We start from the raw sequence: 13,355 nt of genomic DNA on the forward strand, positions 1-13,355 counted from the left end.
CAGCTCTACAACGGCGAGGTCGCCCCGCCCTTCGGCGGCGGCCTGGACGACACCGCCCAGCACCCCGGCGTGCTCAGCGGCCTGCACACCCAGTCCCACGATGGCAGCGGCACCCAGCAGTGGGTGATCGACGACACCACCGGCCAGCTGCGCACGCGCCTGCACACCTCGTTGGCCGACAGCCGGCTGGAGCTGGGCTACCTGATCGACCACAGCGACACCCGCCGGGGCGCGCTGCGCGGCCAGGGCTTCGAGCTGGCTACCCACGGCTGGGGCAACGTGCATGCCGGCCAGGGCCTGCTGCTGTCCACCAGCGCCCGCCAGGACGCCACCTCCACGGTGCTGGACAGCCATGAGGCCATCGAGCAGCTGCGCGGTGCCGAGCGGGCGCTGGAGGCCATGCACGACACCCTGCAGAAGCAGGACGTGCCGCCGCTGGGCGCACTCACCAGCACCGCCCAGCTGCGCGCCAGGATCGACCCGAGCGCCGAGGGCAAATACGGCGGACAGGTCAACGGCCAGTCCGGCATGAAGCCCGGCAGCGGCCGCACCCCGGGCCAGGACCCGGTGGAGCGCTTCGCCGCGCCGCTGCTGCTGGCCGACTCGCCGGACCGCATCGTCTGGACCACCCCGGCCAGCGCGGTGGCCTACGCCGGCCAGAACCTGCAGATGACCGTGCAGCAGGACCTGCAGGTCAGCGCCGGAGAAACCGTGTCGGCCGTGGCCGGCGAGCATGTGGCGCTGTTTGCGCAGGCCGGGCCGGTCAAGGTGATTGCCGCCAACGGCCCGGTGAGTCTGCAGTCCAACACCGGCGAGCTGGAGCTGCTGGCCGACCAGGCCATCACCGTGACCGCCACCGACGACCGCATCGACATCCTGGCCCAGCAGAAGGTGGTGCTGCAGGCCGGCAACAGCGCGATCACGCTGGAAGGCGGCAACATCACTTTCAGCTGCCCAGGCACGTTTACCGTCAAGGCCGGGCAGCATCCGTTCATGGGTGGGGAAAGCGGTGAGGCCGGTATCGAATCGCTTCCGCAGGGACTGGTCCAGTTGAAGGGCCGCGCCCCGTTCTCGGTCTAGGGAAAGACAGCATGCTCATCAGTTACCCGATCCTCCCCGCCAATGGCGGCAATCAGAACGAGCAGCAGAAACTCGACGCCATGCTGGCGCTGGCACAAGCGGACCGCGGCCTGTATCCGGTGACCACCGGCAACCGCTGGCATGGCGGCATCCATCTGACCCCAGGCGACCAGCCGATCCGTGCGGTGGCCGATGGTGTGATCGTCGCGTACCGGCTGGCGCCGGAGACCCGTGACTATCCGGGTCTGGGCAACTACGACACCAGTTTTGTGTTGATAAAACACGAGACCGACTCGGGCGAGAACACCCGCGTGGTGTTCCATTCGCTTTACATGCACCTGCAGCCCAAGGGCGTAATGACCCCGGCGCGACGCCAGTTGCTGCTTCCCTTCCTGCGCGACGCCGCCGTCGGCACCGATGCCGTACGCGCGCCGGACAATACGCGTGTTTCGCGCAAGGACGTGATCGGCTTCGGCGGCCAGTTGTATGGGCAGTCCACCGTACATTTCGAAATTTTCGCCAGCGAGGCCGACTTCCGTGCCGCCGATACCGGCTTCTGGCGCGACCGCACTGCTATCGCGGCAGGCACCCACGGCTCACCAGATGTCTATGGCGACAGCTACTTCATCATTCCCGCCTCGCGCACTTTCAGCGCGCGTCACCCGCGCGCGACGGCTCCGCACCGTCTGACGTTCCCTGCGTTCCGCAATACCCATTACGACCTGGACGTCGGTCAGGAGGGTCAGAACGCCACCCGTCTGCTGGTGAAAGTCGCCTTCGGTGGCGGCAACCGCGTCTCCACCACGTACGCGCTGGATGACCAGGGCGAGGTGGTCGCCCAGGTGGGCCAGCCTGTGCAGCAGGCCGGCTATGAGTACGAGATGTACCGCATCGCGAACCTTCTGTACGACGACTGTACCAGCGCAGGCTTCGACTACCTGCGTTTCGGTCGCCTGCTGGGCGCGGACACCACCACCCACGTAGAGAACTGGCAGCTGGTCCGCTATGCAGATGCCAGCGCGGGTTACATCAATCTGGCCGATCCCGCCCAACAGATCAGCGTTCTCTCCGATGCTGATTTTCCGCTGCACTGGCGTGCGGTGGTGGAGGGCGACGCGGCCAGCCCGGAAGATGGCATTGCCAATGTCGATCGCCTGACCGAGCTGCTCGGCCTGGCCACTCCGTCGCCGGTCCCATCGCTGTCGGCACCTGCGGAGTTTGCCGCCCGGGCCAATGCGGCCGGCGCGGCCGAGCAGCTTCGCCACCTGATCTGCAAACACCCCAGCGAATGGGACGCCAGCGATCTGGAGGCCCGCTACGCCGTGTATCGTCAGCCAGGCGCGGTGTTGCACACCGATGAGTCCTGGCAGAACTTCAAGACCCACGTGGAAGCGCTCGCCTTCTGGCCGCAGAGCGGGCTGCCGGAACGCCAGGTCTGGCACTTCCACCCGCTTCAGTTCATCCACCACTACCGCAAGTGCCTGTGGCTCAGCCGCGACGAGCTCAAGAAGGTCTACCCCGACAGCAAGTACCCGATCACCGCGCTGGCTACCGAAGGCCGTGGACGAACACCGGACAGCATCCGGGACGACTACCGCGTCCAGATCAACCAGGTCACACGCAAGTATCTGGTCACCACCCAGATCCGGATGGCGCACTTCTTCGGCCAGGGCGCCGTGGAATCGATGTATCTGGCGCTGATGCTGGAAGGCTCGGCGAACTACTCGCGCAACCCGCGGCACCAGAGTTTCCAGCCGGAAACCAATGGTTTCTACGCGCCAGCGCAGCCCAATTACCTGTTCTACCTGGAAAACCGGCTGGGCAACATCACCACCGGCGATGGCCCCAAGTACCGCGGTCGGGGCATGAAGCAGCTCACCGGCCGGGAAAACTACTCCAAGTACTGGGTGTATCGCGGCTGGCTGGATGCGAGCACATTCACCTCGCCGTGGTGGAACCCGGCGCGGCCCGCACGGGCGCCGACCATCAATGATCCGCAACGCCTGTCCACCGACGCCTACGCCGCCATCGATGCCGGCGGCTGGTACTGGGAGGCTGGCTCGGCGCAGAATCAGTTCCGCACCATCAACAATGCCATCACCGGCAACGTCATCGACCGCGCCAGCGTGCGTACCGTTGCCGTCGCCATCAACGGGGTCAACCGCAGCACGGGCGATCCCAATGGCCTGGCCGAACGACTTCGGGAAACCGAATCGGCGGGCCGTGTACTTACGGATCAGATATGACCCTTACCCGCTCCCTGCAGCTCACTGCGTTGTTCCTGCTGACCGCCTGCAGCACGGTGGGCAGCGCCCTGGAACCGGTCGCGTCCAAAGCGCCCGCGTACACGCTCTCGGCCAACACCGGCCTGGGTGCGGGGCAACCCGATACGGTGTGCCGGAACGTGCAGGTAAAGCGTCGGACCGTCGGCGTGTACTGCCGATCCAGCAGCACGGCCCTGCTGCAGGAGCTCGGAGTGTCGGTCACCCCGGCAGACCCCGGCGACGCCAGCCCCGCGCGCAACGTGGATTTCGCCACAGGCATGAGCCAGTACAGCGGTACGCCGCGCAGGCTGCATGGCCGCGATGGATTCACCGCGGAGGTCGACTGCGACACCGGCACAGGCGAGGTATACCGCGCCACGGGGACCTGCCTTGCCGCCGTCTCGTTCGATGACGCCCGCCGGTTCCACTACACGCAATTGACCCTGCGCGATGAAGCCGCCGGCAAACAGATCCTGTCGCCGGACGACGCGCTTGCCATTGCCGACGCACTGGATTGACCTGCGCCTGACCATGCCGGCGCAGGTGTGCGGCAGGTGAACGGATCCCAGTCTGTCCTATCGGGTACTAGGCGATGAAATATGTTTCGTGGGCGCTGCTCGCACTGGTCGCCAGCACCGCCGCCGCGTGCGCGCGGACGCCCGCCGGCGCCATCCGGATCAAGGGCGACCATTTCGTCTACCCGTCGCAGCAGGCCGAAGCGAGCATCGGGCTGGGGCCGTCGCTGGACGCCTGGAACGTCAGCTGCGACAAGCGCCACGCATTGGTATGGGGCCGCGCATGGGACCAGATCCAGCCGGGCGACGCACCCTACTCCAACCTCTATCTGCTTGACCTCGACAAGGGTGAGATCGTTGCCCATGTCACTGTCAGCAGTGGCCCCTACGAAACAGAATTCAGCCAGGACCAGACCCTGGTCCGCATTGACGAGCGGATTCTGCGCCAGGCCGACGGCACGGAGGTCGATCCTCCGCCGGCGTTTCACCCGGAAACGTGCGCGCCATTCGCGGGCAAGAACAGCGCGTGAAATGTCACGTCGCAACGCGCCGCTGTACCGGGCCACGGCAGCCTGGTCTGGCCACCGATGCGGTGCTGGCCATCATCGACGTCTTGGAACAAGGCAAAACACCCGGATCAATGGACTGACCATGAGACTGCGTACCCCCCTGCTGCCGGCGCTCGCCTGCGTTGCGCTGCTGGCCGCCTGCAAGGGCCCGCCGACCGACCCTGCGACACCGGCACCGCTCCCGGCTGCAGGCGCGGCAACGCCGTCGGCGCCCGCCGCGACCCCCCTGGTCCATCTCGCCGAGATCGACGCCGCCACGCTCCAGGCGCTGGGCGTGAGCGCCCCGCTGAAGACTGTGCACTTCCGCGACAGGGACGGCGAAGGCCTGCTGGTGCTGGACCGGATCGACAGCCAGGCGCCCGATGCCGACAGCGGCGAGGCGATGGACGTGGCGCTGCTGACCGCCACGCTCTACCGGCGTGCCGACACCGCCACGTCGTTCGTCGAGCGCTGGCGCAGCGAACACCGCACCGAGTGCCCGGGTCTTGACCTGGAAGCCGCCTATTTCCTCGACAACGCCGAGGCCACCGACCTCGACGGCGATGGTGTGGCCGAACTGACCCTGCCCAGCCACGCCTTCTGCGGCGGCGGTGTGGACCCGCATCAGATCGTGATCGAGCTGCGACGCGGCGATGATCGCTACCGGGTCGAGGGCGAGTCGCTGGTGGTCATCGATGGCGAAGCGCCGTTTGGCGGTGAACGTGCCGACAGCCCGTCCTACGCCGCCGCACCGGCAGCGTTCCGCCAGCACCTGGATACGGTCTGGCAGGCGGTGCACACCCTGCCCGGCCGCGAATCGGACGGCGGGCCGTAGCCCGTGCCGCGCCCTGCGCTGTCAGCCGATCACGATGTAGTCGCTGACCAGCGCCGTGCCCTTGTGCGGACCCGGTGCCAGGTGGACGTAGCGCCCGCCGACCTGGTCGATGGCGATGCAGTCGTCCACGTCCAGCACCGCGTCGGTGTGCGGCTTGAACCAGGCCGCATCGCGCAGCGCCTTGGCTTTCTGACGTGCCTGCGCGGTATCGGTGGCTACCAGCAACCGGTAATCGTGCGCCTCGCCCAGCGAGCGTGCGACGTAGCCACCGAGATTGATGAAGAACAGCCGCGGTGCATCCGCTGCCGGTGCCGCCTCGACAAAGGTCACCTTGTAGCCGTCTACGCCATCCACCGCGAGCCAGCCATCGATGTGCAGACCCTTGGCTGCGCCGAACCAGTCCTGGCGCAGCTGCGGGTAGGCGTCTTCGATGCGCGCAACGTTGGCGAAGGCCACGTCGTGGACCTCGATGCGGGCGCGGTCATGGCGGCCGCCCAGCATGAATACATGCAACATGTCCGATCTGCTCCTGCGTCCCACCCTCGCGGCGGGCGGCCATTGTACCTGCGCTGTGGACCCGCCCCCGCGCGGCGCGTCATCGTGTCGCGCCCGCCCACGACACGAAACTCGCGGCGGCAGTGGTATCGTCGGCGCCCGAACCTGCAGGAGCCATCCCCATGCCATCCCTCGCCCGTCGCGCCGCCCTTCCGCTGCTTGCGCTGTGCAGCGCCGCGGCACTGAGCGCCTGCGTCAGCTCCCCCGGCCCGGCCATCACCGGTCCCGGCCTCTGCGATGCCAGTGGCCTGGGCTGGTCGGTCGGCCACGTCGCCGATGAAGCCACCCTGCGCCGCCTGCTGCGTGAGAGCGGCGCGGGCCTGATCAATCCGATCGGCCCGGCCACCATCACCTCCAAAGACCTGCGCAAGGACCGCCTGCGGGTGTTCATCGACAAGGACAACATCATCACTGCAGCACGCTGCGAGTGATGCGCCCGCTGCGGGCGCTCAGTGGCGCCCGCAGTCGTGCCCGCCCCAGTGCGCCCCGCGCGGAGTCTGACCAATGCCGGGGTTGAAGGCGTTGCTGGGGTCCAGCGTGCGGTAGAACGCTGCCAGCGGCGGTTTGGCCGGGTAGAGATGGCCCACGTTGTGCTCGGCCGGATACTCGGCCCCGCGCTGGTCCAGCAGCGCCCACATCGCATGTTCGATCGCCAGCGGATCTTCGCCCTTGCGCACGATGTAGTCCTGGTGGAATACATGGCACAGGAAGTGCCCGTAGTAGAGCTTGCCGGCCAGGCGTGCATCGAGGTCCGGCGGCAGCTGCTCCACCCAGTGGCGATCGTCGCGACGCAGCGCAACGTCCAGGGCCACGATGTCCTCGACGTCACGTCGGTGGACCTCGCGGTACCGCACGGCGGCGCCCGCCACGGCGAAGCGATGCAGGAAGGCCTTGCGCCCCTCCTCGGCCGTGCACTGGAAGTAATCGCCCTCCCCGCTCGCAAAGTGATCGCGCAGGAAGGTCGCGGTCGCCGCGGCATCCACCGCCGACACCTTGAGCAGCAGATGGTGCTCGTAGCGCGCACGGAACTGCCCCATGCGCGCCGGCAGGTGGCCAGGCAGGCAGCGCATGACCAGTTGGATCGCGCGGTCGGTGACGCCGCGCAGGCCCAGGCTTTCGAACCAGCCATCGATGCGGCTCTTCAACGCGAATGCGGCGGGCACCCGCCCCGTGCCGAAGCGGTCGATCAGCAGGAAGGTGTCCTTGCCATAGCGCTCGCCGATGTCATACGCCTCGCGGTGCAGATATTCGCCGGAGATGGGCAGGCGCTCGAACGCGGTCAACAGGTGGCGCCGGATCGCCGTGAGATCCTCCATCGCATTGCTGCCGATGTAGAACACTTCGCCCGCCTCGCGCGCGAAGGTGTCCAGGCGCACCGCGAAGACCGCCAGCTTGCCGGCCGAACCGGAGGCTTCGTAGTGACGCGAGGGATCGGCATTGTAGCGTGCGGGGGTGGCAGCATCGACCTGACGGACCTGCTCGGCGTAGCGCGGGTCCGACGCGGCGCGATCGCCACCGTTGTCGACGTCGCCCGGCGAGTAGTCGCCGCGTTGCAGCCGTTCCAGAATCTGCTCGGGGGTGTCTCCCAGCGCGATGCCAAGATGGTTGACCAGGTGCAGTTGCCCATCCGCGTCGACCTGGGCGAACAGCGCCATTTCGGTGTAGGCCGGTCCGCGGCGGACCAGCGAGCCGCCGGAATTGTTGCAGACACCGCCCAGCACCGATGCCCCGATGCACGATGACCCGATCACCGAGTGCGGTTCGCGGTCCAGCGGCGCCAGCGCCTGCTCCAGCCGATCCAGCGTGGCACCGGGCAGGCAGACCACCTGGCGCCCGTCGTTGAGCAGCTGGATGCCGGTGAGCCGCAGCGTGTTGACGATCACCACCGGGCGGTCGTAGTCCGCGCCATCGGGCGTGGAGCCGCCGGTCAGGCCGGTGTTGGCCGCCTGCATGATGACGATGGCGTTGGCCGCCACGATTGCCTGCAGGGCGCGCCATTGTTCGAGCAGCGTGCCGGGACGCACCACCGCCAGTACCGGCCCGTCGCCGAAGCGATAGCCCTTGCGGAAGCGCCGGGTCGGCTTGTCGCCGCACAGCACGTGCGCATCGCCGACGATGCCGCGCAGCTGCGCCAGCAGCGCCGCCGTGTTCCCGGGCGCGCCGCTCACGGGGCGACCGCGAGGTGACGGGTGGCGTCCACCAGCGAATCGCGACTGATGTCGGCGATGGTTCTGGCGCCGGTCAGCGTCATCGCCACGCGCATTTCCCTGGCGACCAGGTCCAGCAGGTTGGCCACGCCGGCCTCGCCGTGCGCCGCCAGCGCGTACACGAACGCGCGGCCGAGCAGCACGCTGTCAGCGCCCAGCGCGATCATGCGGACCACATCCAGGCCGTTGCGGATGCCAGAATCGGCCAGGATCTTCAGCTCGCCCTTGACCGCGTCGGCGATGGCCGGCAACGCCCGTGCGGTGGACAGCACGCCATCCAGCTGGCGTCCGCCGTGGTTGGAGACCACGATGCCGTCGGCACCGAAGCGCACCGCATCCCGCGCGTCCTCTGCATCGAGAATGCCCTTGATCACCATCGGCCCGGTCCAGAACTCACGGATCCATTCCAGGTCCTTCCAGGAAATGGAGGGATCGAAATTGTTGGCCAGCCAGCCGATGTAGTCGGCCAGGCCGGTGGGATGGCCGCGGTAGGTGGAAATGTTGCCCAGATCATGGGGGCGGCCAAGCAGACCCACATCCCATGCCCATCGCGGATGGGTGGCGGCCTGCAGCATGCGCCGTGCCGGCGCGTGGGGGCCACTCATGCCCGAGTGCGCATCACGGTAGCGCGCACCGGGCGTCGGCATGTCCACCGTGAATACCAGCGTGGTCACGCCTGCCGCCTTGGCCCGCTCCAGCGCGTTGCGCATGAAACCGCGGTCCTTGAGCACGTAGAGCTGGAACCACATGGGCCGGTCGATGGCCGGCGCCACCTCTTCGATCGGGCACACCGACACCGTGGACAGGGTGAACGGAATGCCGCGGCTGGCCGCCGCCTTCGCCGCCTGCACCTCGCCGCGGCGTGCGTACATGCCGGTCAGGCCAACCGGGGCCAGCGCCACCGGCATCGCCAGCCGCTCGCCGAACAACTCGGTCTCCAGGCTCAGCTCGGCCATGTTGCGCAGCACGCGCTGGCGGAGGGCGACGTCGGCCAGGTCGGCGACATTGCGTTTGAGGGTGTGCTCGGCATACGCGCCGCCATCGATGTAATGGAACAGGAACGGCGGCAGCCGCCGCTGGGCGGCCGCGCGGTAATCGGTGGAGGCGGAGATGATCATGGGTCAACCGTGGGAAGAAGGAAGCCGCGACGCGCGTGTGCGCCGGGCTTCGTTGTCGTCGAGCGTGCGCAGTGAGGTGTGCACGAATTCCAGGTGCGCGTGCGCGGCAGCGCGCGCACGTTCGGGATCGCCGGAGAGCACGCCCTCCATCATTTCGCGGTGCTGGACCGACAGCGGCTCGAACGTGCGTGGCGAGGTGTAGAGCTTTTCGCGGCTCTGGGAGATGTTGGTCTGCAGCAGTTCGAACAGGCCGCGCATGACCTGCAGCAGTACCAGGTTGTGCGAGGCCTCGGCGATGGCCAGGTGGAAGGCGGCATCGGCACGCGCCTCGCCGGCGGGATCATCCTTGCCGTGTGCGTCCATCATGGTGTCGAATGCCTGGCGGATCTTCGCGCGGTCCGCGTCGGTCGCGCGCAGGGCTGCGTGCCATGCCGTGGCGCCTTCCAGTGCGTGGCGGATCTCCAGCACGTCGAAGCGGTACTCCGGGTCGCCCTGGAACAGCGGCAGGTAGGGCATCAGCGGTTCGTCGATGGCCTGTCGCGCGCGTGCGGCCGGCTCGGCCACGAAGGTGCCGCCGCCCACGCGCGCGGTCAGCAGCCCCTGGCTGGACAGCTGCGCGATCGCTTCGCGCAGCGCGGTGCGCGACACCCCCAGCTGCACCGACAGCGGGCGCTCGGCCGGCAACCGGTCGCCGGGCTGCAGGTTCTCGGTCTGGATCAGGTCGCGCAACTGCGCGGCCACCTTGTCGGAGAGGCGTTCGTTCTTCATGCCGCCATTGTCGCCCGCGTGGCGGGCAATGGGGTTGATGCCGGGAGCCGGTGCCGCGCGCATGGGGTCAGGGAATCATCCAGGTCAGCCAGTACGCCTGCAGCGTGGTGATGATGCCCACCATCACGGTGAAGATCAGGCTGTGCTTGACCGTGAAGCGGAACAGATCCGATTCCCTGCCGGCCAGACCAACCGCCGCGCAGGCGATGGCGATCGATTGCGGGGAGATCATCTTGCCGGTCACCCCGCCGGTGGTGTTGGCCGCCACCAGCAGCACCTCGGACACGCCGATCTGCTGCGCCGTGGTTGCCTGCAGCGCCGAGAACAGCGCGTTGGACGAAGTGTCCGAACCGGTCAGGAACACGCCCAGCCAGCCCAGGAACGGCGAGAAGAAGGTGAACGCCTTGCCGGTGTGCGCCAGGGCCAGGGCCAGCGTCGCCGACAGCCCCGAGTAGTTGGCGATGAAGGCGAACGCCAGCACCATGCCGATGGAGTAGATCGGCACTTTCAGTTCATTGGCGGTTTCGGCGAAGGTGCGCAGGGCTGCGGCCGGACGCATCTTCAGCAGCACGATGGCCAGCACCGCGCCGAGCATGATCGCCGTGCCGGTGGCCGACACCGCATCGAACGTGTAGACCGCGCCATAGGCGGTGGGGGCCGGCACGATCGGCGGCATCTTCTGCACCAGTTGATCCAGTGATGGCACGGGCAGTTTGAGCACCCAGTGGTCCAGCGCCCCGCCGGCGGCGAACAGCGCCTTGAACGGCTTGATGCTCCACACCGTCACCATCGCGGTCAGGATCAGGAACGGCGACCATGCCTTCAGTATCTGCCCGCGGCTGTACTGCGGTGCTTCCAGTGCCTGGGCGGCAGCCTGCGCGCTGGCCTCGGTGTCGAAGCGGAAGATGCGCACCGGCGTCCAGCGGCGCAGGAACAGGGTCAGACACACCAGCGAGGCCAGCGAGGCCGTGATGTCCGGCAGTTCGGGACCGATGAAGTTGGAGGTCAGGTACTGGGCGATGGCGAAAGAGCCACCGGCCACCAGAACCGCCGGCCAGGTCTCCTTCACGCCGCGCCAGCCATCCATGATCGCCATGATCCAGAACAGCACGATGATGGTCAGGAACGGCAGCTGGCGACCGGCCATCTGACCGATTTCGAACGCATCCAGGCCGGTCACCTGCCCCGCCACGATGATCGGAATGCCCATCGCGCCGAACGCCACCGGCGCGGTGTTGACGATCAGGCACAGTCCGGCCGCGTACAGCGGCTTGAAGCCGAGCCCGACCAGCAGTGCGGCGGTGATCGCCACCGGCGCGCCGAAACCGGCGGCGCCTTCCAGAAACGCGCCGAAGGCGAAGCCGACCATGAGCATCTGCAGCCGCTGGTCCTCGGTCACCGACAGGATCGACGCACGGATGATGTCGAACTGCCCGGTCTTGACCGACACCTTGTACAGGAACACCGCCCCCAGGATGATCCAGGCGATGGGCCACAGCCCGTAGATGAACCCGTAGGCGCCGGCGGCGACGGCCTGCTGCAGCGGCATCCGGTAGAACAGCAGCGCCACCCCCAGGGCAATGGCCACGGTCAGCGTGCCGGCCAGCCAGCCTTTCATGCGCAGCACGGCCAGGGCAACGAAGAAGAAGGCGATCGGCAGCAGCGCGATCAGGCTGGACACCCAGAGGTTGCCAGCGGGGTCATACAGTTGTGGCCAGGCCTGCATCGACGGATCTCATCAAGAACGGACAGGGGTCCGCGCGGTCACCACCGCGCGAACCGGGGAAATCCACGAGTGTCATGCGCCCGATTAATGGTCCTACCACTTATCCGGCGATCTCTCGGAACTGTCCGCATTGAAGCGTCAAATGCGCGACCGGCCTATTAGACCATAGGTTTACGCTGGTATATTGGTCCTACCATTATCAACGTCCGCACTCACTGGCCGGACCCTTCAGCTCGACCCCGTTGCCATCGGGATCGCGCACGTAGAGCGAGCGCCCGTCGCCTTCGGCACCGAAGTTGCTTTCCACGGGCCCCTCGACCGCCACATCGTGCATCTCCAGGTGGGCGCGCAGGGTGGCCTCGTTGAACGGGTCCACGCGCAGGCACAGGTGATCGACATTGCGCCCCTTCGCCCCGGCGGCGGGTCCACCCGGTCTGCCAAGCGCGCCGTCAATGCTGACCAGATCGATCATCGACGCCCCGGCGCGCAGATGGACCATGCCCAGCGAGGGGCGCTCGCGCGCCACCGTGCAGCCCAGCACGTCGCAGTAGAAGCGCAGCGCCCGCGGCAGATCGGACACGCGCAGTACCACATGATCGATGCGTTGGATCTCGAACGGTCGCATGCGCTGACTCCTCACCAGATAGGCCTCAAGAATGACGTGGGCACCGTGAGGGTGGCCTCGACAATCGAAGAACGCGCCGATAGCGACACAACACGACGCCTGCAGCCTGCGTACACAGAACCTTGACGCACGTGCTGGCAACGGCCGCCGGCCGAACACATCGTGCAGGCAGGTGCCGGCGTGGACGATATGCAGACAATCAATTGGGCGGATCGCGGACAGAACCTGACGATCGACCTCCAGAGCGACATCACACGCGGATGCATCGGCGTATCACGCATGTCGTCGGTACAGGTCGGCAGCGGGGCATTCACCCTGTGGCTGCAGGTGCGTGGCTGCAGCCGGATGGAGTCCAGCGAGGGTCGCTTCCACCTGCACGCCGGACACTGGATCGTGCTGGACCGCAACTCGCAGCCGCGCCTTCAGGCCGACCGTCGCGGCCTCTGCATCGGCGTGGCATTGCAGGGCAACGCGCTTGAGCTGCTGAACGCCGATGCGTGCCGGCTCTATCCCGGCTGTGGCGCGATGACCCGGTGCGACCTGCAGATTGCCATTCGTCTCTGGCGTCAGCTGGTCCGCAGACCTGCGCACGATCGCGTCAGTGGCGATGCGATGTTGCGGGCGCTGCTGCGCCACGTCGTCCATCTGCAGCGATCGATGGGGCTGCAGGAAGATCGCTGTCCGGGCCGCTCGCTGCATCGCAGGCGCCATGTTCTGGGCCGGCTGTGCCGCGCTCATCTGACGCTGCAGGGAAACGTCGACCGGGTAGTCAGCATCGGGGAGCTGGCGGAATTGTCCAGCCTGTCCTACTGGTACTTCTCCAAGGCTTACCAGGGCGTGTTCGGCGAGAGCCCGCAGGCCGCTGGCGTGCGGCTGCGCATGGAGCGCGCCGCCGAACTGCTGCTGGACAGCGACCTGATCGTCGGTGAGGTGGGAGCGGCCTGCGGATTCGAAAGCGGTTGCAGCTTCGCGCGGGCCTTCCGCGCGCACTTCGGCGTCACGGCATCGGCGTACCGCTGTCAGATGCGCGCGTTGCGCACTAAAGCTCAAGTCGCACATATCCACCGCGCATCGCGTACAGGCTGAGCGGAAACGAAACAGTAACGTTTGGATC

At 67.4% G+C, this 13,355-nt stretch carries 13 protein-coding genes; 7 read left to right on the forward strand and 6 right to left on the reverse strand.

Annotation, left to right across the window (positions count from 1 at the left end):
• The 5 genes from ACPEH1_RS09935 to ACPEH1_RS09955 all read left to right on the forward strand — a co-directional run.
• A partial coding sequence (locus tag ACPEH1_RS09935) for a DUF2345 domain-containing protein (RefSeq protein WP_423715722.1) occupies nucleotides 1-1,080 on the forward strand: 1,080 nt, incomplete at its 5' end.
• 11 nt (nucleotides 1,081-1,091) lie between these two features.
• Complete coding sequence (locus ACPEH1_RS09940; protein ID WP_423715723.1) at nucleotides 1,092-3,326, forward strand: hypothetical protein; 2,235 nt, start codon at nucleotides 1,092-1,094, stop codon at nucleotides 3,324-3,326.
• Nucleotides 3,323-3,862, forward strand: a complete 540-nt coding sequence (locus ACPEH1_RS09945; protein ID WP_026070586.1) for a hypothetical protein — start codon at nucleotides 3,323-3,325, stop codon at nucleotides 3,860-3,862. The genes ACPEH1_RS09940 and ACPEH1_RS09945 overlap by 4 nt, the downstream gene beginning before the upstream one ends.
• A 74-nt stretch (nucleotides 3,863-3,936) precedes the next feature.
• Complete coding sequence (locus ACPEH1_RS09950) at nucleotides 3,937-4,389, forward strand: hypothetical protein (RefSeq protein ID WP_312707884.1); 453 nt, start codon at nucleotides 3,937-3,939, stop codon at nucleotides 4,387-4,389.
• A 121-nt stretch (nucleotides 4,390-4,510) separates the two neighbouring features.
• Nucleotides 4,511-5,242 carry a M949_RS01915 family surface polysaccharide biosynthesis protein gene (locus ACPEH1_RS09955; protein WP_136006898.1) on the forward strand — a complete coding sequence of 244 codons (732 nt, stop codon included), beginning with the start codon at nucleotides 4,511-4,513 and terminating at the stop codon, nucleotides 5,240-5,242.
• 21 nt (nucleotides 5,243-5,263) lie between these two features.
• Here ACPEH1_RS09955 and ACPEH1_RS09960 read toward each other — a convergent pair whose 3' ends face one another.
• Entirely contained in the window at nucleotides 5,264-5,758 is a 495-nt protein-coding gene (locus ACPEH1_RS09960; protein WP_153165245.1) for a DUF1543 domain-containing protein, read from the reverse strand.
• Between the two features lie 161 nt (nucleotides 5,759-5,919).
• On the opposite strand from ACPEH1_RS09960, the gene ACPEH1_RS09965 reads away from it, so the two are divergent.
• Nucleotides 5,920-6,228 (forward strand): hypothetical protein, encoded by a 309-nt coding sequence (locus tag ACPEH1_RS09965; protein WP_017354896.1) that lies wholly within the window; start codon nucleotides 5,920-5,922, stop codon nucleotides 6,226-6,228.
• Nucleotides 6,229-6,246: 18 nt separating this feature from the next.
• Here the strand turns inward: ACPEH1_RS09965 and dld are convergent, their stop codons facing one another.
• The 5 genes from dld to ACPEH1_RS09990 all read right to left on the reverse strand — a co-directional run bounded on the left by dld (nucleotide 6,247) and on the right by ACPEH1_RS09990 (nucleotide 12,241).
• Complete coding sequence (gene dld, locus ACPEH1_RS09970; protein ID WP_423715724.1) at nucleotides 6,247-7,965, reverse strand: D-lactate dehydrogenase; 1,719 nt, start codon at nucleotides 7,963-7,965, stop codon at nucleotides 6,247-6,249.
• The gene (gene lldD, locus ACPEH1_RS09975; RefSeq protein WP_017354898.1) at nucleotides 7,962-9,122 is read right to left on the reverse strand and encodes an FMN-dependent L-lactate dehydrogenase LldD; all 1,161 of its coding nucleotides are present in this window, start codon (nucleotides 9,120-9,122) and stop codon (nucleotides 7,962-7,964) included. Before lldD ends, dld begins: the two co-directional genes overlap by 4 nt.
• A gap of 3 nt (nucleotides 9,123-9,125) precedes the next feature.
• The gene (lldR, locus tag ACPEH1_RS09980) at nucleotides 9,126-9,890 is read right to left on the reverse strand and encodes a transcriptional regulator LldR (RefSeq protein WP_136006908.1); all 765 of its coding nucleotides are present in this window, start codon (nucleotides 9,888-9,890) and stop codon (nucleotides 9,126-9,128) included.
• Nucleotides 9,891-9,957: 67 nt separating this feature from the next.
• Nucleotides 9,958-11,616 (reverse strand): L-lactate permease, encoded by a 1,659-nt coding sequence (gene lldP, locus ACPEH1_RS09985; protein WP_136006911.1) that lies wholly within the window; start codon nucleotides 11,614-11,616, stop codon nucleotides 9,958-9,960.
• A 199-nt stretch (nucleotides 11,617-11,815) separates the two neighbouring features.
• Nucleotides 11,816-12,241, reverse strand: a complete 426-nt coding sequence (locus ACPEH1_RS09990; protein ID WP_017354901.1) for a VOC family protein — start codon at nucleotides 12,239-12,241, stop codon at nucleotides 11,816-11,818.
• A gap of 189 nt (nucleotides 12,242-12,430) precedes the next feature.
• On the opposite strand from ACPEH1_RS09990, the gene ACPEH1_RS09995 reads away from it, so the two are divergent.
• Complete coding sequence (locus ACPEH1_RS09995) at nucleotides 12,431-13,327, forward strand: helix-turn-helix domain-containing protein (RefSeq protein ID WP_037590807.1); 897 nt, start codon at nucleotides 12,431-12,433, stop codon at nucleotides 13,325-13,327.
• Nucleotides 13,328-13,355: the final 28 nt, after the last annotated feature.

This window comes from Stenotrophomonas sp. NPDC077421 (assembly GCF_049545505.1).
Classification (GTDB): domain Bacteria; phylum Pseudomonadota; class Gammaproteobacteria; order Xanthomonadales; family Xanthomonadaceae; genus Stenotrophomonas; species Stenotrophomonas nematodicola.

Bases quoted from the DNA above. Each gene is read 5' to 3' on its own strand.
- ACPEH1_RS09960 (WP_153165245.1), bottom strand. From the start codon at position 5,758: ATGTTGCATGTATTCATGCTGGGCGGCCGCCATGACCGCGCCCGCATC.
- lldR (WP_136006908.1), bottom strand. From the start codon at position 9,890: ATGAAGAACGAACGCCTCTCCGACAAGGTGGCCGCGCAGTTGCGCGAC.
- ACPEH1_RS09965 (WP_017354896.1), top strand. From the start codon at position 5,920: ATGCCATCCCTCGCCCGTCGCGCCGCCCTTCCGCTGCTTGCGCTGTGC.
- ACPEH1_RS09955 (WP_136006898.1), top strand. From the start codon at position 4,511: ATGAGACTGCGTACCCCCCTGCTGCCGGCGCTCGCCTGCGTTGCGCTG.
- lldP (WP_136006911.1), bottom strand. From the start codon at position 11,616: ATGCAGGCCTGGCCACAACTGTATGACCCCGCTGGCAACCTCTGGGTG.
- ACPEH1_RS09995 (WP_037590807.1), top strand. From the start codon at position 12,431: ATGCAGACAATCAATTGGGCGGATCGCGGACAGAACCTGACGATCGAC.
- lldD (WP_017354898.1), bottom strand. From the start codon at position 9,122: ATGATCATCTCCGCCTCCACCGATTACCGCGCGGCCGCCCAGCGGCGG.
- ACPEH1_RS09990 (WP_017354901.1), bottom strand. From the start codon at position 12,241: ATGCGACCGTTCGAGATCCAACGCATCGATCATGTGGTACTGCGCGTG.
- ACPEH1_RS09940 (WP_423715723.1), top strand. From the start codon at position 1,092: ATGCTCATCAGTTACCCGATCCTCCCCGCCAATGGCGGCAATCAGAAC.
- ACPEH1_RS09945 (WP_026070586.1), top strand. From the start codon at position 3,323: ATGACCCTTACCCGCTCCCTGCAGCTCACTGCGTTGTTCCTGCTGACC.
- ACPEH1_RS09950 (WP_312707884.1), top strand. From the start codon at position 3,937: ATGAAATATGTTTCGTGGGCGCTGCTCGCACTGGTCGCCAGCACCGCC.